The 20,130-nt window shown below is 51.0% G+C and carries 17 protein-coding genes, 1 tRNA gene and 1 pseudogene; 1 reads left to right on the top strand and 18 read right to left on the bottom strand.

All coding sequences use genetic code 11. The features are described 5' to 3' along the window. From OEM52_03670 to uvrB, 18 genes and pseudogenes are all read right to left on the bottom strand, one after another. Positions 1–181, bottom strand: a 181-nt coding sequence (locus OEM52_03670) for a signal recognition particle receptor subunit alpha (GenBank protein MDK9699237.1), incomplete at its 3' end; no start/stop codon positions are given. An 8-nt stretch (positions 182–189) separates the two neighbouring features. Further along, the gene (locus OEM52_03675; GenBank protein ID MDK9699238.1) at positions 190–681 is read right to left on the bottom strand and encodes an adenylyltransferase/cytidyltransferase family protein; all 492 of its coding nucleotides are present in this window, start codon (positions 679–681) and stop codon (positions 190–192) included. 98 nt (positions 682–779) lie between these two features. Further along, positions 780–853: transfer RNA gene (locus OEM52_03680), tRNA-Val, on the bottom strand. Positions 854–880: 27 nt separating this feature from the next. Beyond that, a complete protein-coding gene (gene rfaE1, locus OEM52_03685) occupies positions 881–1,864 on the bottom strand; it encodes a D-glycero-beta-D-manno-heptose-7-phosphate kinase (protein MDK9699239.1) in 984 nt (327 codons plus the stop codon). A gap of 5 nt (positions 1,865–1,869) precedes the next feature. After that, positions 1,870–2,853 carry an ADP-glyceromanno-heptose 6-epimerase gene (rfaD, locus tag OEM52_03690; GenBank protein MDK9699240.1) on the bottom strand — a complete coding sequence of 328 codons (984 nt, stop codon included), beginning with the start codon at positions 2,851–2,853 and terminating at the stop codon, positions 1,870–1,872. Positions 2,854–2,992: 139 nt separating this feature from the next. Beyond that, complete coding sequence (locus OEM52_03695; GenBank protein MDK9699241.1) at positions 2,993–3,805, bottom strand: DUF3108 domain-containing protein; 813 nt, start codon at positions 3,803–3,805, stop codon at positions 2,993–2,995. Then, a complete protein-coding gene (locus tag OEM52_03700; GenBank protein ID MDK9699242.1) occupies positions 3,795–5,300 on the bottom strand; it encodes an undecaprenyl-phosphate glucose phosphotransferase in 1,506 nt (501 codons plus the stop codon). The genes OEM52_03695 and OEM52_03700 overlap by 11 nt, the downstream gene beginning before the upstream one ends. Continuing rightward, positions 5,224–6,414 (bottom strand): glycosyltransferase, encoded by a 1,191-nt coding sequence (locus OEM52_03705; protein ID MDK9699243.1) that lies wholly within the window; start codon positions 6,412–6,414, stop codon positions 5,224–5,226. Before OEM52_03705 ends, OEM52_03700 begins: the two co-directional genes overlap by 77 nt. Before the next feature lie 3 nt (positions 6,415–6,417). Further along, positions 6,418–7,203 carry a glycosyltransferase family 2 protein gene (locus tag OEM52_03710; protein MDK9699244.1) on the bottom strand — a complete coding sequence of 262 codons (786 nt, stop codon included), beginning with the start codon at positions 7,201–7,203 and terminating at the stop codon, positions 6,418–6,420. Between the two features lie 105 nt (positions 7,204–7,308). Beyond that, positions 7,309–8,364, bottom strand: coding sequence for a hypothetical protein (locus tag OEM52_03715; protein MDK9699245.1), 1,056 nt, complete (start codon positions 8,362–8,364; stop codon positions 7,309–7,311). Continuing rightward, the gene (locus OEM52_03720) at positions 8,361–9,377 is read right to left on the bottom strand and encodes a glycosyltransferase family 9 protein (protein ID MDK9699246.1); all 1,017 of its coding nucleotides are present in this window, start codon (positions 9,375–9,377) and stop codon (positions 8,361–8,363) included. The genes OEM52_03715 and OEM52_03720 overlap by 4 nt, the downstream gene beginning before the upstream one ends. Continuing rightward, entirely contained in the window at positions 9,362–10,408 is a 1,047-nt protein-coding gene (locus tag OEM52_03725) for a glycosyltransferase family 9 protein (protein MDK9699247.1), read from the bottom strand. The genes OEM52_03720 and OEM52_03725 overlap by 16 nt, the downstream gene beginning before the upstream one ends. A gap of 8 nt (positions 10,409–10,416) precedes the next feature. Then, on the bottom strand, positions 10,417–11,610 hold the full coding sequence (locus OEM52_03730) for a Sua5/YciO/YrdC/YwlC family protein (protein ID MDK9699248.1): 1,194 nt from the start codon (positions 11,608–11,610) through the stop codon (positions 10,417–10,419). Next, positions 11,610–12,104: an LPS assembly lipoprotein LptE gene (gene lptE, locus OEM52_03735; protein ID MDK9699249.1), complete on the bottom strand. Its 495-nt coding sequence runs from the start codon at positions 12,102–12,104 to the stop codon at positions 11,610–11,612. The genes OEM52_03730 and lptE overlap by 1 nt, the downstream gene beginning before the upstream one ends. 66 nt (positions 12,105–12,170) lie before the next feature. Then, complete coding sequence (locus OEM52_03740; GenBank protein MDK9699250.1) at positions 12,171–13,373, bottom strand: sigma-54 dependent transcriptional regulator; 1,203 nt, start codon at positions 13,371–13,373, stop codon at positions 12,171–12,173. A gap of 17 nt (positions 13,374–13,390) precedes the next feature. Continuing rightward, entirely contained in the window at positions 13,391–15,499 is a 2,109-nt protein-coding gene (gene purD / locus OEM52_03745) for a phosphoribosylamine--glycine ligase (GenBank protein ID MDK9699251.1), read from the bottom strand. Next, positions 15,496–15,918: a hypothetical protein gene (locus OEM52_03750; protein ID MDK9699252.1), complete on the bottom strand. Its 423-nt coding sequence runs from the start codon at positions 15,916–15,918 to the stop codon at positions 15,496–15,498. Before OEM52_03750 ends, purD begins: the two co-directional genes overlap by 4 nt. Before the next feature lie 131 nt (positions 15,919–16,049). Next, positions 16,050–18,026: pseudogene (gene uvrB, locus OEM52_03755) on the bottom strand (excinuclease ABC subunit UvrB). 159 nt (positions 18,027–18,185) lie between these two features. Between uvrB and OEM52_03760 the strand changes: the two are divergent. Next, the gene (locus OEM52_03760; GenBank protein MDK9699253.1) at positions 18,186–20,021 is read left to right on the top strand and encodes a M3 family metallopeptidase; all 1,836 of its coding nucleotides are present in this window, start codon (positions 18,186–18,188) and stop codon (positions 20,019–20,021) included. Positions 20,022–20,130: the final 109 nt, after the last annotated feature.

Raw genomic sequence — 20,130 nt, forward strand, 5'->3', positions numbered from 1 at the left:
CGATAGCCTTCATCTGAATGCGGTCGACAAAATCCTTCGCGACATTCAAGTTGACGTCGGCTTCCAGCAATATTTTCCGCACTTCGCGCAGGGTTTCGCCGACTTGTTCTTCGGTTAAACGTCCGCCGCCGCGCAGTTTCTTGAAGAAACCTTCCAACCGTTCGGTAAGTTGTTCGAACATGCTCCTGCTTATGCTCCCTTACCGTATCGTTCGATGATTCGTTCGATTAATCCGGTGGTCGATTTTTCCGGGATCAAGTCCACTCGTTCGACCCGCCCGCCATTCGCGATAACTTCCTTCGCCCCGGCGATTTGGTCGACCGTATAATCGGCGCCTTTCACTAAAACATCGGGCAACAACAAGGCATACAATTCGCGGGGCGTATCTTGATCGAACGGTACAATCCCGTCGACGAAACGAAATGCGTTCAACAAATATGCCCGGTCGAGTAGCGACACCAATGGCCGTTTATCTCCTTTCAAGCGACGTACCGATTCATCGGAGTTCAAGGCTATCCATAAATGATTGCCATACTCCGCTGCCTTTGCCAGATATTCGGCATGGCCGCGATGGAGAACGTCGAATACGCCGTTGGTCATAACGAGCGAATCGCCGGTTTTTCGATACTGGTGGCGTAACGCCGCCGCTTGTTCCCAAGACAGGATGCGCGGTTCGTACATAACTCTCTCAATAAAGCAATAGTGACACTATCACACTGTCCAGATTGTCCAGTGGGCGTGTCATTGACAAAGCAGCCCGACGAATGTCGGGCTTTGGGTGGGCGCTACAAGACTTGAACTTGTGACCTCTGGTATGTGAGACCAGCGCTCTAACCAGCTGAGCTAAGCGCCCTTGGCTTCCCTCTCCAAACTTGGAAAGTTATAGCTGTGAAACCGCTTCGCGCAAATCCTCGATTTTCACCGGGACCGCGCCGACTTCGCCGACGACGATTCCAGCGGCGCAATTCGCGATTCTCGCGGCAGAAAACGCATCGCCGCCAGCCGCCATAACCGTTGCCATGATAGCGATAACGGTATCGCCCGCCCCGGAAACATCGGCAACTTTCCGCGCTTCGGTCGGAATCGACAAGGTATCCAACTCGCTGTGCAACGTCATACCTTGCGCTCCGCGAGTTAACAATATGTAGGAAGCTTGCAATAACTCCCGGAGTTTTCGCATCCCATCCAAGAGACCATTCTCGTTTTCCATCGCGAAGTTCAAGGAGGTTTTCATTTCCCGAAGGTTCGGTTTGAAAACGGTGACGCCAATATACTCAAAGAAGTTCTTTTGTTTTGGATCAACGAGCACGGGAACATTTTTTTCGCGGGCGATTGCAATCGCTTCCCGGATTACGCTCGTTCGCAATACGCCTTTGTTGTAATCCTGCAAGATTACCGCTTTGATCTCTCCGGTCGCGATTCGTTCGCGCAACTTCGTGACAAGTAGTTTGCCAATCGCATCGGAAATATCGCTGCGGTGTTCGCGGTCGAACCGGACGACGTGGTGAGAATCGGCTAATACGCGAGTTTTCACGGTTGTCGGACGGTCGGTTACGGCAACGATGCCGTCGGTCTCACAACCGAAATTCTCGAGCAGCTGCCGCAGCTCGACACCGTCGGTATCTTCGCCGATTACACCAAATGGTTCCGGAATCGCGCCGACTGCGGAAATATTTTGCAATACATTCGCCGCTCCACCCGGGAGAATGAACTCATCGCGTACGTCGACTATGGGGACCGGCGCTTCCGGCGATATCCGTTCAACTTTCCCGACCAGATAACGGTCGAGCATGAGATCGCCGACCACAGCGATGTGCAAACCGTGGCAGCGATCAAGCAATTCAACTGGTTTCAGATTTATCATATTAGTTACTTCGAAGAATCGGCAAGGTGTTTATGCGGAATCAAGTAGTCTGCAACGTACTCTTTCACATACGATGCAAAATCATCCGGGAACGCCGGGAAACCGAACGATTGCAGCTTCGCCATGTCCGCACAAGTGTAGTATTGGTAACGATTGCGGAGATCTTCCGGCATCGGAAAATACTCGATGTTCGGCTGCAAATCAAAAGCGGCAAACACCGCGGCTGCCAACTGATTGAAACTGTGTGCGCGCCCAGTACCAAGATTAAAAATGCCCTTCACGGTTGGATGCTCATAAGCAAACAGCAATGCCGCCAATACTTCCTTCACATAAATGAAATCGCGCGACTGTTCGCCATGATGAAAATCAGGTCGATGTGATTCAAACAACCGGATTTTCCCGGTATCGCGAACCTGTGGATGGGCATGAAGGATTACGCTTGCCATTCTTCCTTTGTGATATTCATTCGGTCCGAACACATTAAAGAACCGGAACCCGGCTACTTGATCAAGGAGATGATTCTCAATGACGTAGTGATCGAACAACCATTTTGAGAATCCGTACACATTAAGCGGTTTCAACTTGTAGTGCAGTGCCGGATCGTCGGAGAAGCCCTGCGAACCATCGCCATACACCGCCGCCGAAGAGGCATAGAGAAAACGAGCGCTATGGGCTAGCGACCAATCGCACAGTTTACGCGAATACTCGACGTTCCAGTGCAGATAAAAATCGGCATCGGTACCAGTCGTATCGGCATTGGCGCCGATATGAAACACCGTATCGATTTGATTGCGCCACGGTGCGGTCTCGAGAAATTCAAATAACTGCGCACGATCGACAAACTGCGCGTACTTAACGCCAAGCAAGTTTTGAAACTTGTCAGCGCAACCGAAGCGGTCGACTAAAATCAGATCGGTGCGACCCCGACGATTCAGCTCCCAAACAAGCGCACTGCCGATGAAACCGGTGGCTCCGGTAATGAGAATCATGGCGATTCCGTTTCCTTGTTACTCTGTCCGATGAAAATAGGTAAGTTTTTTTCAAACTACAATGAAAACGGGCAGACATTCCGCCTGCCCGCAACAATTCTTACGATGATAAGCGATTCTTCCCACAAAAGTGGTTTACTTAGTAGCTCATCAGATTACAGACGATGGAACCGAACGGAAGCTCGCTTGTCATCTTGACCGGCATCCGGCGTTCATCGTTGGTAAGCCATACCCAGATTCGGCCTTTGCGTTTAAAGATGCCTTCCGATTGCAATTTCGGTTCGACCACGAGACAATCGAAGGAGCCCGCTGGAACGGTAATCCGCTCTTTTTTCTGCACTTCCACCATTAGTGGATACCGCTTAGTAATATCATGAACCGGGAAGAAAACCGGTTCTCCCACCGCTAACGGCATCAAGCGAACCAAGTAAAGCGAAGAGAGGACATCGACCGTCAAGGAATCAAAATCGGTTTCCTGAACATCCTTTCCCCAACTGAAAGTCGTCGCTTTTCTCGTCTTGTGATTGTACTCGACAACTTTCTCGTCTTTGTAATTTCCTTCGCGCAATTTTTTCACAAACTTGAGGGTGCGAAACCATGCCGTATCGACATAACTTTCCATCCGGTCGCGTACCCGGTAGATGATATCGAAACCTTTCGACGATTTCGCTTCTGCCCGCAGCAGGTACGCATTTCTCCCCTCTACCGGAACGACCGATAACACTTCCAAGGTAGCGGTACCCGCGACCACCGCGCCGAATTCCACTGAGAAAACCAGTTTCTCGCCGACCTTAAACGCATTGTTGACAACTGGTCGCTCGATCTCGGTAATCTTGACTTGCAGACTATCGTCGGCATAGCTACAGGTGTATAACAACAGCATTGCGAATATGACAAGTTGTCGTACCGGAATGCTTTGTATTGATAGAAATGTGTGCCGGTTAGTAGGCATCTTCACCCCAAATGACGGCATAAAAGGTCATTAGAATAATTTTCAAATCGAGACCAAACGACCAATTTTCGACATAAAACAAATCGGCTGTCGTACGAACGGTAATCGGCGCTTGTCCCCGCAAACCAGTCACCTGTGCCCATCCGGTCAAGCCAGTTCGAACACGGTGGCGTTCATGATAGCGCGGAACTTCCTGCGAGAACTGATTAACAAAAACCGGCCGCTCCGGGCGTGGTCCCACAAACGACATGTCACCAGTAAAGATGTTCCATAACTGAGGCAACTCATCGATGGAGCTACGCCGGAGAAATTTTCCAATCGGAGTGACCCGAGGATCGTTTTTCACTGCCCACACCGCCCCGGAACCTTTCTCGGCATCACTACGCATCGAACGAAACTTCCAGCATTTGAATGTCCGGCCGTTCATCGTCACCCGCTCCTGTCCATAAAAAACCGGTCCGGGACTGCTAAGCTTTACAAGTATTGATACGAGGAAAAAGACCGGTGACAGTAGAAACAGAAAGATTCCCGATAAGGAAAAGTCGAACGTGCGCTTCATCACAGCATTCCAACCACTCAGTGGAACCGCTTTCAGTTCAAGGACGGTTACACCACCTATGTCGCGGGTTTCGACTCGAGAAGTTAGTTGTTGCAATTTTACCGGAACGTAGGCTACTTCGATGTTTTGTCCGGTGAGGCGCTCCACCACTTGATCGAGTCGGTCTAATTCACTATCGGGAACGGCAACCACGACTCGCTCGATTTGATTACGTTCCAATAGTTTATCCAATTCACTGAAATCGCCCAATCGTTGGTTGGAAGGCATTGCGGGATCAGAGGTCGAACCAATCCAACCGACGTAATCGATTCCATTCGAGTGTAAATGTGTTAACCGCTCCGCCAACACTTCCGCCGATTCGCCATAGCCAACTAATGCCGTCCGTAGCATCCCCCGACCGCGGAGATGAAGCCCCCGCTTCACGCGGAACAACAGCCAGCGTGATATGGCGCCAGTAATGATCCAGCTCAGCAACAAGATCAAGTACATGAGCCGCGACCAAGTATCATCGCGATAGAAGAAATTTGCCGCGATTAACAACACCCATGCGACCACGATTTGCTTGAGTAGCATCGGTAAATCGTCACGGAACCCGCGTCCCGGCAGAAAACGATAAAATCCACGGCGAGCCAGCAACAGTAACAGCGCAACGGCACCGAATACGGTTGCGATGTAGATTGTTTCGCGGCGGGGTACACCTAACGTAACAGGAAACCATTTGGTGAGTGGACTCAGAAAGCGAACATAAAATGCCAACTCGAATGCCGCCCATACACCGATGCAATCAAATAGCAACGCTAAGACCGGTACAGCAAACAAACGAGTGCGTCCGTGACCGCGTTGAAAACCTGTCATCCGCTCAGTCACGTCCGGAATCTCCGATAGTACCAGCTTCTTCGCAGATTCGTTGGGGTAGGTCACTGGCGTCGCCGCCATGGAGGATCCAGCGACTCGCTATCGCAGAAGAATAACGCTGCATAAACTTCTTGCGGTCGAATTGCATTGCTACCGAGCGGATTTTTTCGCGATCCAATTCCAAAGTATCCAATTCGGCAATCCCGGTAAGTAACGATTCTAATGTCTGTTCAGGAAAACCGGCACCCGTTACTGGAAGCCGATCCCGTTTGGCTCGTTTCGGAATTACCACAGTTTCCATCGCACCGCCGCGGGCAAACGCCACCACCGGAGTCCCGGTCGCCATCGCTTCCACCGGTACGATTCCGAAATCCTCTTCGCCGGGAAACAGCAATGCCGTCGCTTCGCCATACAATTGATTCAATTCATTGCTCTCAACCGGCCCGTGAAAATGAATCGTCGGTCCGGCAATCTTCTGGAGATTCTTTTTTTCGGGACCATCGCCAACGATAACCAATTTCTTGCCGAGTTTATTGGCGGCTTGGATTGCTAAATCGACCCGTTTGTAAGGTACGAGCGATGTCACCACGAGATAATACCCACCCGATTGTTTCCCTAATGTAAAACGTTCGGTTTCCACGGGCGGGTAGACAACTTCGGCTTCGCGGCGCCAGTGGTGGTTGATGCGGCGGCGGACATGATGGCTGTTGGCGAGATAATGATCTGCCCGCGAAGCGCTGATAACGTCCCATTCCCGCAACCGGCGCGCCGCCATGGTCACTGCTAACCGATACACATTGCCGTGCCGGTAATCGCCGAAATATTCCCAAAACAGCTCCCAGACATACCGCATCGGGGTGTGGATATAGCTGACATGCAACGCATCGGAACGGGAAAGGACACCTTTCGCGACAGCATGGGAGGTTGATAACACCAAATCGTACTGCGATAAATCGAAACTTTCGATGGCGGCGGGAAAAAACGGCAAGTAATAGCGGTACCGTTCCTTAGCGAACGGTAACCGTTGAATAAAACTGGTGTGAATGCGATTCTCGGTGATGCGTCCCCACACCTTATCCGGTGCAAGGAGCAAAGTATAGAGATCGGCAGGACCGACCAATTCACAAATCGCGTCGAGAACTTTCTCCCCGCCGCGCATTCCGGTCAACCAGTCGTGTACAAGTGCAATTTTCATAAATTATTTCGGAGCGCGGTCGGGATGACGCGCCCATTCCACTAAATATAAGTAGCGGACGATGAAGTTCATTGCATCGAACGCGCACGAAGTTACCCCGGCGAAACCGTTTAGGAAACCCAATTTGAAAAGGAACCGTTCAACCGTCCGGGAAAACGGTTTCCAGAATAGCCACTGCCATGCCAAACCGACCGACGGGCGCAGTCCGTTTTGCCAAGCGTATTGCGCTTCGAAATGGGCGTTAAATTGTAACTTCCGGAGCAAGAGAATGGTTTCCGGATAGGTTTCGTGGATAAGGGGATTCATCAGTTTCCCGATCTTCCCTTCGCCGGCGACGCGTTCATGGATATGCTTTTCCGGGAATCGAAATTTTCCACGTTTGAATAATCGCAATTGCCAATCGGGATAGCCTCCGCCATAACGGGTAGCGCGTCCAAGAATGAAATTCAAGCGGGGAAAAAAGTAAGCGTCGCAATCTCCATGTTCCATCACATCGAGTAGTTCCTGTTTACTTGCTTCTGAAATGCGCTCATCGGCATCGAGATAAAGCACCCAATCCCCGGTACAAGAATCGATTGCGATATTCTTATTGATGTTGAGATTGTTGACATTAGGTCGCGTTAAAACCGTTGCCCCGAATTGTCGCGCAGTCGCCGCCGTATCGTCGTCCGATTCGGTATCGACGACAATCCACTCGTCAGCAAAGCGAGTCGACTCGAGGGTCTCCCGAATCAACTTCGCTTCGTTATGCGCAATCATGGCAACGGATAACTTCGTAGGTTTCTCCACGGAAATTTCTTTGGATTTGCATTTCTCAACTGTTTAGGGTGTATGCCATACGCCCCTACTGCACAGGCGAGGACGCCTGACGCTACCAACTGTAAAGTGCGAGCATTATTGCTCGTCGCGAAGTTGCCAACCGAGCCAGTGCAGCAACCGTTCGGCTTGCCGACGCTCACTCCAGTCTTCCCGATGATGGCGAATCCGCTCCCGGCGCAATTCCCAGCTATTCTTCTGCAACCACTCTATTGTCGAATCCGCCCACCGCTGGGGGAAACTGGTCGAGATCACTTCGTTGCCAAATCCCGCCGCGACCCATTGCCGATGGGCTACATCGTCGGATAACAACGAAGGTAACCCAACCCGGTTCGCAATAACCAACGGTTCAAACCCATCGTTGCCATCGGAATCAATTTGCCAAAGCAGCGAAGCCGCTGACCAGATGGTGTCCGCCTCACGGTCAGTTGAAACCGGTACTACCCGCCCCGCGCCATACTTCAAAAAATACTCGGCAATCGGTTCAAAGCTACTCGGTAATATTGCACAACCAATCGCAAATACAAGATTCGGATGAATCGTTAGTGCAATTTCAATCGCATCGAAGTAATGGTAACAAAGATGAAGCCGCTCGGCGCTAACCGGAATATACACCACCGGTTTACTTACATCGAGCGAATTCATGGCATACCAGTCGTTGGCGCGCGCTTCGGAAATCCAAACCGGTTCTGGCAACAGCGGCATCCACAAATCGGTTTGCTCACGAACGGCGTCGGGACTGCCATACAGGACACCGTGTTTATGGGAGAACCAACCGCGCTGAGTACGTTGTAAGATTGGGACAACCAACCGGAACTGTTCCGGCTTTATCCACGGGAGCTGTTTTTGCAACCACGGAATCGAATCGAGCGAATCGGTTAACACCGATGCAATCGGATGATCACGAAGCACTTCCCAATTACGCGCTCGTTTTTCCGGTTCGATCTCTTCCACCCGGTATCCCATCGTACGAGCAATCGATACGAGTGGGTCGTTTTCGGGAAAAATATAGAACGGGGTAAAACTCCCCAACTCGAGTAATCTTCCCAACCCAAGCCAATAACGGCATACCGCTTTCACACCGGTTTCAGTAGCGGTAAGAACGATCCGGGGCGGTTTTCCAGTGGTATTCATCGCAGAACGCTCGTGCGTTGAATGGTCTGATCGACGATTGTGGCAACTTGTTCCGGTGCGAGATTTAACATACAGCGGAAATGCTTCATCGGGCATTGATTTCCACCGTGAATAGCACAAGGCCGACAGGAAAGCTCGATCCCAATCACTTCATCGAACGGCGCTTGTGGCCCAAAGCCAAAGCCGGGAACCGTCGCACCGAAGATGGCGATAGTCGGCGTTCCGACCGCCTGCCCTAAGTGTAAGGGAGCGGAATCATTCGTAAGTAACGCAGCGCATTTCGCTAGTACCGCTGCCGACTCCCGCGGCGAAAGCAACCCACCGCATGCAATTCCTTTACCAGCCGAAGCGACTTGTTCGCATAACTGCTTGTCGTCGGGTCCGCCGATGGTAACGATGCGATACCCTTGCTGGGAAAGCAATGCGGCAACTCGGGCATACCGGTCAGTGGGGTACTTCTTCGTATGCCAAACTGCCCCCGGCGCGATGGCTACCCATTTTCCGGAACCGGCAGGTATCATAGCATCGGCTCGTGCTCGATCCGCATCTGTCAAATGAATATTCGGGATGCGCGGTACGCCGAGGACATTGGTAAGCGGTGTCAATAAATCCAGTAACCGAGCGGTTTCGTGGACATCCTTCCGATACTTCACCCGTTTTGTGAAACCGGGCACCCGGACGGCGCGATCGTATCCGATGCGTTCACGAGCACTGGAGCAGCCAGCAAGCAACACACTGCGTACTGAGCGATGGGGACATAAAACAAGTTCCGGTTGAAAATTCCGGATGCGATTGCAAATTGTGAGCCAGCCGCTTAGCCCCGCTTGTTTTCCCCGTTTATCGTAGACCGCGACATCGATGATACCGGGTGCGGTTTCGATGACCGAAGCCGCTTCGGGGCGGCAGATAAACTGCAACTCACTGCCTTGCCAACGCGATTGGATTTCTTCCAGTAAGGGAAGCGTGAGCACGACATCGCCAAGAAATGCGGTTTGGATTATTGTCCAGCGCATCGTGTTTGAAACTTGGTCGACCAGATTGGTTCGTTCCCCAACAACGGCTCGGCAATCTCCAGTATCCGTTCCGGGGAAATGAGTCCCATACATTGTCCTTTCGGACAGGAGAATTCTTTGCAAAAGGGACAATCAGTGTCGGGAAATTCCGGCAATAACGAACGCTCCGGGTGATCCAAGACACCCCAGCGTTCTGGCCCGCAATCCGCGAGCGGGGGAAAAACGCCAATGGTCGGTACGCCAAGTGCATTCGCAAGATGTAGTGGACCGGTCGAATTGGCGATGCATAGCGAGGAAAGCGACAGTAACGCTTGCAACTGTAGTAGAGTCGTGTCCCCGGCAAATGGAACGATTTTCTTCGGATTCAATTTCGCGATTTGCGCTGCGAGCTTACGCTCTTCCCGACTGCCGGTAATCACAACAAAGGTATCGCTTCGTTTGTGGAGAATTTCGGCTACGGCTTCAAAGTTTTCGATTGGCCAATCGCGGCTGGAGCCGCCAGAACCGGGATGCAGCACTGCGAGCCGGTAGGACGGCAATACGCCCAATTGAGTGAGACGCTCGGAAATCTCTTGTAACGCTACGCCGGGCACGGTAAAGGTGGGGCGGGCTGCGTGATCGGTTCGCAGAATTCCATCGAGTAATTCAAAATTGAGTGTGGTCTCATGTTTTCCGCTGGCATGGCGGTGCAGAGGAATCTTCTCGTTGAAAAACACGCTGTATGCCCGGCGTCCGGTACCGACTCGACGGGGTATGCGAGCGGTAAAGAGCTGCCACGCCAACGCGCGGTTCGGCCAAAGCGCCACGACGGTATCCCACTCCCGCAATTTCGTTTTATCGAGTTTACTGCCGGGAGCAGCTTCCCAAACGTCATCGACTTCACGACAAGTTGCAACTAAATCGCCGATTCCTTGGTTAACTAAGAAACCGATCCGGATCGATGGGTCTTTCTTTTTCACGGCTGCCGCCAACGGGAGCGACAACATGACGTCGCCTAATCGATCCTGCCGACAAAATAAAAGAGACTGCAATTGACTACTCATAATGCATATTGTGCTTGCGAACGCTCGTGTAATTCAGGATAAATTCGATCGATTTCCTTGGCAATCTGGTCTCGATATTGCCGGTAAATCTCGATACTCATACCGTAAGGATCGTCGATTTCCTTATCGGCGTCCCGGGATGTGGCAGGCCAGCTTGCCAGCAATCCGAGTTCCGGTTCATTGTCTTCAGGCAGTCTATCCCATATCGCATCGAGATGTTCCCGTGTCATTCCGAGGATAATATCCGCTTCGGAGATCAACTTTCGGGTAACCGGTTGTGAACGATGATGTGTAACATCAATCCCGATTTCCGACAAGACAGCTTCGGTTTGAGGCAACACCGCCGAACCACCCATCGTTGCCGTTCCTGCCGATTTAACTTTGATATGGGGATGCTTCTCATGCTGCAGTTTTGCCCGCAACAAATGCTCAGCCATTGCACTCCGGCAAATGTTACCGGTACATAAAATCAACACATTGAGTGCATCCTGCTTCGTCGCTTCTTCCGTCGACCAATCGAACTGGAATCCTTCAGAATCACAAACAATTTTTAACTCGTCGAAAGGGTATGCTCCGGAGCGTTGTAACCGGAGAGTATGATCGTTTAGCTCGATGATTGTCGTGTGCTTCCCCATCGGCGTCGTTCCGCCGTCCCAAACAAAATCAAGTTGCTTCTTCCAATCTGGGGCGATCCCTTCGACAGCGCGTGGTCCCTCTTTCGGATAGACACTCGCTCGCGCAAGCGAGAGGGGTCGATCTAATTCGCGTGCCAATTGCAACGCTAACGGGTGTTGGGGAATGCGGACAGCAATCCGGTGTTTCGGGTCGCACATCCACGGCGGCACCTCATCGTTGGCGTTCAAAACAACTGTTAACGGACCGGGGAAAAGGCGACTTAACAGCCGGATCGTTTCCGCCGGGAGCTTTTCAGTATAACGGGTTAACATTTGTAGCGACGATACCAGAATTCCAAACGGGCGCTGCTTTCGTAACGACACTGGATATTGACAAATATCGTACATCCGATTCAGAATCTCGCGGTCATCCGCCAAGCCGAGTAACACGTATACTGTCTCGACAGGTAGCACGCCGATGCCTCGGTGCCGTAAACGCGACGCGACCGCCAGCATTTCCGTGCGCTTCAACGATAGCGGATCGTTAGTGATTTGCAGTAAATCGTCAAACAGCATTACCACCCCGACAATGTTTTTGCGACGATATCGTCTGCAAGTTTCTGTACTGCGGCATCGACCGCCTTCTGCCGTCCGGCAGTTCCTTCATTGGCAAAATTATAGGTCCCCCACGCCGAAATCGGTGCTTCAAAGATAACTTTCGCTTTGACTTTGTCTACGAAACGAACATTGACATTGACGGTGACCCTATACTCGGTAATCGTTTCACTCGCAGTAAAAGTATATGGCGCTTCGGAAACCGATAGAATTTCACCGCTTACCACAGCATCGGCGCGGGCGACATCAACAACCCGCAAAGTATTATCTTTCCGGTAGGAGCCAATCAACGCATCGGTTAATGATTCGCGTAAACCAAACTCTGACGTTCGGTCTTCCAAAGTCGGAATTGCGACTGTCTTCAAGTGTGGTGGCACCGTTCCGGTAAAGCTATACCGGAAACACCCCGACAATTGAAACGACAATAGGAGAAGAAGAGAAATCCAAACCTTCACATTATACTCGATTTAAAGATTGTCCGGGCTAACAAGATTGAAACGTCATGAAACCAAAAACACCGACTAATGGACATGCAGATTTAGTTGCCGCAATTTTCGGTATAGCGTCCGTTCGGAAATTCCGAGCCTCATCGCGGCATCACGGCGATTCCCATTGGCAAACCGAAGCGCATCACGTATTGCATCTTCTTCCCGCTCCTTCACTGTCGGGAAGAAAGGAATTTCGGTAGGCGGTGGTGCCTTCGCGATCCGGCTTTCTTCTTGCCGCAATAACGCTGTCGCCACCATGCCTTTTAACTCGCGAACTTCCCGTTTCAGTTCTTGCAACTCCATCCGGATCGGCGAGGCATTCAATTCCGCATCGTATCCCGGTTCCGAGGGATAGGAATCGTTTGAGCGGGAAACCAGCACCGGGAGCCGTTTGGATGTTGGCACCAACTTTGCAAAAAAAGGTTGCACCCGCTCGACAGTCACCATTCCGCCTGATCGATCTAACGATAAATATCCTTCGATGAACCATCGCAACTCCCGGACATTCCCCTCCCACCGTTGGTCGGAAAGCCAGTGCAAAGCGGAAGAAGACCATTCGACCGGTGGTGTCCGGTTACGCTTCATAAATTGCGCAGTAAACATATCGATCAGAGGAGGAATATCCTCCGGCCGCTCCCGTAAAGGTGGCAATTCGATCTGTACGGCACGAATCCGGTAATACAAATCGTGACGAAATTTCTCATGGGAAGTTTCAAACGCTAAGTCACGGTTCGTAGACGAAACCAATCGAAAATCGACTTTCATCGAATCGTTACCGCCGACCCGTGTAACTTCCCCGGTTTCTAATACGCGCAATAATTTCACTTGCATCGTCATCGGCATTTCGCCGATTTCGTCCAATAACAACGTTCCCTTGTGCGCTTGTTCAAACAAACCCGCCCGGTTTCGTTCGGATCCGGTATAAGCGCCGCGCACTGCGCCGAACATTTCCGATTCGAATAATCCTTCTGGAATCGCCCCGCAATTTACCGGAACGAATGCGCCTTGCTTCCGGTGTGATTGCAGATGCAATAGCCGGGCAACCACTTCCTTGCCGGTGCCCGATTCGCCGGAAATCAACACGGGAACGTCCATCGGAGCGACTTGCTCGATTAGAGTTCTTACCGCTTTCAAAGCATCTGATCTTCCAATCAGAATCGGAAGTTCTTCGAGCCCTGATGTGGCAGAAGCTGTTCGATGCGGCAACAGTCTTGCCGTTCCCGATTCGAGATCCATGGAAGAATCGATCACCATTAAAAGCTCACCTTTAATCCATCGTGTGCTACTTCAAACCACGGAATTTGATACTTCACGCCTAATGCCCGCCATTCGTCGACTGCATTCTCCCGGTGGGGGGGAATGTGGGTCAATACTACCCGGGGAATTTTTAAGTCGCGTGCCGTTTCCGCCGTCCGGAATGGATGAATGTGCGTTGTTTCAATCAATAGTAAATCGGCGTTTTCAAATTGCTTTACCACACCATCAAGATTGGGAATGTCCGATGGATATACAAAGATACGGTCGCCGATGATGAATCGAAATCCTTGGCTCACACAACCGACACCAAGCGGCTCGGCAGCTTCGCGGTACTTTTCGAGGTGTGTTGTAGTAAACGGTTCTAACCGAATCCGTTCATCCTCGTAAGGTTCGAGACTCAAAGGCGAGAGATTCACTTGATAAGAAAACCGATTGACATGATACAACAAATACAGGTGGGCAAGATATTGGGAAAAGACTGCAACTTTATCCAACGGCAAATAAACCGGAAGCGGGTCTCGCCGTTCCAGCAGATGAAGCATTTGCAACAGCATCGGCAACCCCGCCACATGGTCGGGGTGCGTATGGGAGATGAACACCGCCCGTAATGTCAGAGGATCAATCCCCTGTTCTAAAATGCTTCTGGACGCCCCTTCGCCACAGTCGATTAAATAACCGTCCCCTTCTACTTCCAACCAGTAAGAAGAGTTGTATCGCTTCACCGAAGGCATTCCCGACGAACTGCCGAGAATTCTCAGTGAAGCGCCGTGTCGGGAATCGTCGCCGGAATGCAAGGAAGTAATCATTCTGCTGCCGATGTCCTGCCGGTACATCTTCCCTTCGAATTTCACTTCGCGAGCCGCCCGGTATGCTCGTTCCCGGGTTTCAAGAATCGTATGCCCTAACGCGACTACACTCACAACGCGACCGCCGCATACAGTTAACGCACCACCTTTCGTCCGGGTTGTCCCGGCATGAAAGTGAAAGAGTTCAATTTCCGGTGGCGTTAGTTCAATTGGCATACCGGTATTTGGTGCATTAGGATAACCACGCGCTGCCAAAACGACACATAAGGTCGTTGCTTTCTTTGCCAACGATTCCCAACGATCGGGCAGCCAATTCTTGTGCGATTGTAACTCATCCAATTCGCCCGTTGCTGTAGCGAGCAGCAATTCAAAGACGTCGCAATTCAATAGTGGGAGAAGCGATTGGGTCTCGGGATCACCAAAGCGGACATTGTATTCGAGGACATAGGGTTCGCCGTTGCAGATGATTAATCCGATGAACAGTACACCTCGAAATGGCGTTCCGGCTTTCGTCATTGCAGCGAGGGTCGGTTTCACGATGCGCGAAACCACGGTTCCCATCAGGTTATTATCGAGCACAGGCGACGGTGCACAGGATCCCATTCCTCCAGTATTGAATCCCCGGTCGTCTTCCAACAACCGCTTATGATCCTGAACCGGCGGCAATACCTGAAATGTCTCACCATCAGCTAATACAAAAAGCGAGACTTCCTGCCCTACTAAAAATTGTTCGATGACAATTTCTTTTCCCGCATCTCCCAGTTTTTTGTCGAGCATCCACGAACGCAATACCGCTTCCGCCTCTTCCTGATTGCGGGCGATGACAACCCCTTTTCCAGCGGCTAAACCGCTGGCTTTGATGACAACTGGAAATTCTTCGCCGATGCCGTCGACCGCATCGTCGAAATTGGTATAGGTTTGATAGCGAGCGGTCGGAATATTGTTCTTCAGCATTAACTCTTTGGAAAACGCCTTCGATCCTTCCAACATAGCTGCCGCTCCCGATGGACCGAACACCGGAATCCCCAACTCTGTCAATTTGTCAGAGAGTCCGATCACCAACGGCGCTTCGGGTCCGATCACCACGAAACCAATTTTCTCGGATTCGATGACTTTCAGTAGTCCGGCAATATCGTCGGCTTTTACCGGAAGATTGGTCGCAACTTCTGAGGTGCCGCCGTTGCCGGGCGCGCAGAATAACTTCGGTTTCCGCTTCGATTGCGACATCGCCCAGCAGATTGTGTGTTCACGTCCGCCGGAACCGATTACCAATACATGCGTGTTAGGATTTGTTGTCATTTCGACTGACCTGCATTCCGCTTAGAAAATCGCTGGTAAAAGAAAACTGGCATCACAAGTTCGGTTGCTAAAATGAATATCCAAAATCGACCGGCGAGAAGATTGTAATCGTGCAGCATAAACTCCCACGACCGCCCGGTACTGAGTCCCATCCCAAATTCAAATATGACCGTAACAATCAGCCAAACTGCACCGACCATCCAACTTCGTTGCACAGTAAGTTGTGAGAGATTGCGCCGGACAAATCTCCGGATGAGAAAGAAGAATGCGGTACATCCGACAACACATGCGATGATATGGGCGACCGCATCACCGACCACGGGTGTAACGACCAGTTGCCGAATCGTCCCATTGGTAAATGCAATCACCAGCATGTAAAACCAGTAGAGTGCGACTTGTTTGATCAATGATGTACTCATTACCGTTTCTTCCGATTATCCCGCTCAACCCGTTTACGGGTCTCACCGGTCAGTTTGAGTCGCTTCACGGTATTCTGTTTCGCGCCCGGTGACGCTTCCTCCGAACCACGAATGCCGAGGATGTCGATTGCTTCTCCGCGTAATAGTGCAATCCGGTCTCGTAGCGCCGCCGCCCGCTCAAATTCAAGCTTTCGCGCCGCGGTTTCCATCTCCGATTCCAAGCGTTCGATCAGCTCTTCGCGTTCCCACTCACTCAATTCGACTTTAGCGATTTGCGCTTTATCGGGGGCGTCGATTCGATTGGTGGCATTACGGACGCCTATGAGAATATCTTCAACCGATTTTCGAATCGTCTGCGGCGTAATGTCATTTTCCCGGTTGTACTCTTCCTGTTTTGCCCGGCGACGATTCGTCTCTTCGATTACTTTTCGCATACTTTCGGTAATAGTATCGGCGTAAAACAGCACCTTCCCGGCGCTGTTTCGGGCGGCTCGTCCGGCAGTCTGCATCAGGGAACGCGCACTGCGTAAGAAACCTTCTTTGTCCGCGTCAAGAATTGCTACCAGCGCCACTTCCGGCAGGTCGAGTCCTTCCCGTAACAAGTTAATCCCCACTAATACATCAAACTGCCCCAACCGCAAATCACGTAAAATTTCAATCCGTTTCAAGGAATCGATATCGCTATGTAAATACTCAACCCGAAGTCCCGCATTTTTTAAGTAGGTAGTAAGGTCTTCCGCCATCCGTTTCGTGAGGGTCGTAACCAGTATCCGCTCGCCCCGTAATGTTACCGCTTGGATTTCGGCAATCAAGTCATCAATTTGATGTTCGGAGGGGCGGACCTCGATAATGGGATCGAGTAATCCCGTTGGACGTACGACTTGTTCAACAACCACACCTTCCGACTTGACCAATTCAAAATCACTGGGGGTTGCCGAAACAAAAATGCCTTGCTTGACGATTGCTTCCCACTCTTCAAATTTGAGGGGACGATTATCGAGCGCGCTTGGCAAGCGGAATCCATACTCTACCAGTGTCTCTTTCCGGCTCCGGTCGCCATTGTACATCGCGCGCACTTGAGGAATGGTGACGTGGGATTCATCGATGAATACCAGCATATCGTCGGGAAAGTAATCGAGCAAACAAGCCGGACGGTCACCGGCATTCCTTAGCGATAAGTGGCGGGAATAATTTTCGATCCCGTTACAGAATCCCACCTCTTGCAGCATTTCGATATCGTATTTACAGCGTTGCTCGATTCGTTGAGCTTCTAAGAGCTTCCCCGCCTCTTTGTAGTCTCGGATCCGCTCATCCAACTCGCCGCGGATTCGTTTCAATGCTTCCTGCAACGTTGGTGGTGTCGTAACAAAGTGCTTCGCAGGGAATACCATCAGCGATTCTTGTACGCTTAACACTTCACCGGTCAACGGGTGGACACGGGAAATCTTCTCGACGGTGTCACCGAACAGCTCTACCCGGTAAATCTCTTGCTCGTAGGCAGGCAATACTTCCAGCACATCGCCGCGCACCCGAAACTCACCCCGCGATAATTCCAAATTATTGCGCGAGTAGTAGATGTCGACCAAATGTTTTACGATCTCTTCGCGGCTGCGTTCCTCGCCGACATTCAGTAACAAATATTGATTGCGGAACGTCTCCGGGCTGCCCAAACCATAAATACACGAAACCGAAGCGACGATTACGACATCGCGGCGGGAGAGCAAGCTTGCCGTTGCTTTTAGGCGTAATCGGTCGATTTCGTCGTTGACCTCGGTTTCCTTTTCGATATAAACATCGGAGGAGGGGACATACGCTTCCGGTTGGTAGTAATCGTAATAGGAGATAAAGTACTCTACAGCGTTGTCGGGAAAGAAGTTACGAAACTCACCGTATAACTGAGCTGCCAGCGTTTTGTTGTGCGACAAAATCAAGGTGGGGCGTTGTAACCGTTCGATGATGTTTGCCATCGTAAAAGTTTTACCGGAACCGGTAACGCCAAGCAGAGTCTGCCAAGCTGCCCCTTGCTCGATACCACGGACAAGTTGGGTTATCGCATTGGCTTGATCCCCTTTTGGGGTCATGTCGGAACGTAATTGAAATGGGGGCATGGGACACTCCTGCAACCAGCAAGGTAGCATACTGGTAAAACCCTGTCAAGTTGACAGTTTTCTTGTCAAGGCATTTCGAGGGGATGTTTTGGTTTAGCAAATCTCTAACCTATTTTAGGACAATTTCGCTTGAATACACAGATAATGGGAGCTTAGGCAATGGCAGCTAAAGAAGTATTATCCGCTGAGTTGCGGGAACAACTCCGGTTTGATCTCACCGGTCGTTTGGTCAAGGACGAGGAGCAGTTTGAATCCCTCATGAAAACGGTCGAAGCAATCACCGACCGGTTAGCACTGTATGAAGGAAAAATCACAAGCCATCCCCATGAATGTCTTGCTTTCCTTCAGTTGCGCGAAGAGATGGATGAGATTTTAGGGAAATTGTGGACGTACCGGTTGCTCGATGAATCGGTTGATACCCGAAAACAAGGCGTTACCAGTACATTGCAAACCCGGCTTGACCCGATTAGCGCACGGTTGGTATTCGCCGATCTCGAACTGAAAGCGATTTCGGAAGCGACTTGGAATGAGTGGTTGACGACCGTCCCGCAGCTTTCCGGTTGGACTGAAATGATGCGGCGGCTATGGCGTGAAATTCCCCATACCTTAAGCCGCACCGAAGAAGAGTTGCTTGCCCAGTTGTCCGCTCCGTTGTCGGCTTGGCACAAGGACCTGTATCAGACACTGGTTTCCCGTACCCAATTCGCCGAGTTTGAAGTCGACGGTCAAACGCTGAATGCGATGCGCGACCAATCTGCGTTGATGTTGGTGAAAGATCGAGCAATCCGGGAAAAAGCGTGGAACGCTTTCTATGAAGGATATGCCGAACATCGCGATTTGTTTGCGTTCGGTTTCAACCGGGTTGTGCAAACCGGAAACCTTCGCGCCCGTTTGGCTAAGTTCGACGACGCACTTCACGCCCAAGCGCATTATATCCACTTGACCCGCGACCAAGTCGCCGGATTGTGGAACGGTTTGGATGCGATGACCCCTTTGCTGCGCCGTTACACCGAAGCTGATTGTAAGCGACGTTCCATCGAGTTGGGTATTACTGACATCGAACCGTGGGATTTGGAACAGGAAGCGGCCGATTTTGAGCAACCCCAGTACACTGCTTCGCAGGCTTTCGATGATATCAACGAAGCGTTAGCGTTATTGGGCAACGACGTCGAACGGGAACTCAAGAAGTTACTCGATCCCAAAGAAGGCCGTATCGATATGTACGGTGGACCGAACCGGCGACCGGGGGCTTTCTCAATCAGCCCCGGTAAAACTCCCGGCTTCTTTTATCTCGATCAATATCACGGGACAATTGATCAGGTTCGGACAATCGCCCATGAAGCGGGACATACGGTACACCACACGTTGATGAATGCAAAGGGTCTTCCCAGCTACGCCAGCGATGGTCCGACTTATGTCACCGAAACAGCGGCGATGACATTTGAAGAAATCTATCATCATCATCTGTTAGAGCGGGAAACCAATCCGAAGATTCGCCAATTTCTGATGCAGAAGCAATTAGCAGATATGATTAGCGTTATCCGTATCGGTTGGATTGCACGGTTTGAAGCGGATGTTTACACTGAGTTGCGCAACCGAAACGATGATGGCAAAGGATTATTGACACCGGAAGAATTCGATCAACTTGCTGAACCATCAGCGAAGGCGCGTTCGATATTCTATCCGAAATACAAGCAACCGTTGGCATTGTGGCAAGTTGTACACCATTATTATACCGTACCGTTGTACAACTTGAACTATTTGATTTCGTCGTTACTGACGATGGAGTTAGCCGGTCGAGTCGCCAATGACAAAGGATTTGCCAAGAATATCGCCAATCTCTTCTCCCATCCGTTCGATCAGCCGACGGCGGATATTCTCCGGAATACCGTCGGGATCGATTTCGCTCGCGACGACTGGTACAAGCAAGCCGTGGCGAATATGGAGAAGTATCTTAGCGAATTTGAACAATATGTGGCGACCCTCAAAAAGTAATCGTTTGTAGCCTATATCGTTGAACGGCGTACGGATTCGTACGCCGTTTTTTTTGTGCAAGAACTTTTCCGGGGGGAAATGGATTAGTATAAGGAAGGCGATCTTTCGT

It is taken from the genome of bacterium, assembly GCA_030247525.1.
In the GTDB taxonomy this organism is placed as follows: Bacteria; Electryoneota; JAOADG01; order JAOADG01; family JAOADG01; genus JAOTSC01.

What these genes read in the sequence shown, in the direction of transcription:
- OEM52_03675 (MDK9699238.1), bottom strand. Translation starts at nt 681, where the DNA reads ATGTACGAACCGCGCATCCTGTCTTGGGAACAAGCGGCGGCGTTACGC.
- rfaE1 (MDK9699239.1), bottom strand. Translation starts at nt 1,864, where the DNA reads ATGATAAATCTGAAACCAGTTGAATTGCTTGATCGCTGCCACGGTTTG.
- rfaD (MDK9699240.1), bottom strand. Translation starts at nt 2,853, where the DNA reads ATGATTCTCATTACCGGAGCCACCGGTTTCATCGGCAGTGCGCTTGTT.
- OEM52_03695 (MDK9699241.1), bottom strand. Translation starts at nt 3,805, where the DNA reads ATGCCTACTAACCGGCACACATTTCTATCAATACAAAGCATTCCGGTA.
- OEM52_03700 (MDK9699242.1), bottom strand. Translation starts at nt 5,300, where the DNA reads ATGGCGGCGACGCCAGTGACCTACCCCAACGAATCTGCGAAGAAGCTG.
- OEM52_03705 (MDK9699243.1), bottom strand. Translation starts at nt 6,414, where the DNA reads ATGAAAATTGCACTTGTACACGACTGGTTGACCGGAATGCGCGGCGGG.
- OEM52_03715 (MDK9699245.1), bottom strand. Translation starts at nt 8,364, where the DNA reads ATGAATACCACTGGAAAACCGCCCCGGATCGTTCTTACCGCTACTGAA.
- OEM52_03720 (MDK9699246.1), bottom strand. Translation starts at nt 9,377, where the DNA reads ATGCGCTGGACAATAATCCAAACCGCATTTCTTGGCGATGTCGTGCTC.
- OEM52_03730 (MDK9699248.1), bottom strand. Translation starts at nt 11,610, where the DNA reads ATGCTGTTTGACGATTTACTGCAAATCACTAACGATCCGCTATCGTTG.
- OEM52_03740 (MDK9699250.1), bottom strand. Translation starts at nt 13,373, where the DNA reads ATGGATCTCGAATCGGGAACGGCAAGACTGTTGCCGCATCGAACAGCT.
- purD (MDK9699251.1), bottom strand. Translation starts at nt 15,499, where the DNA reads ATGACAACAAATCCTAACACGCATGTATTGGTAATCGGTTCCGGCGGA.
- OEM52_03750 (MDK9699252.1), bottom strand. Translation starts at nt 15,918, where the DNA reads ATGAGTACATCATTGATCAAACAAGTCGCACTCTACTGGTTTTACATG.
- OEM52_03760 (MDK9699253.1), top strand. Translation starts at nt 18,186, where the DNA reads ATGGCAGCTAAAGAAGTATTATCCGCTGAGTTGCGGGAACAACTCCGG.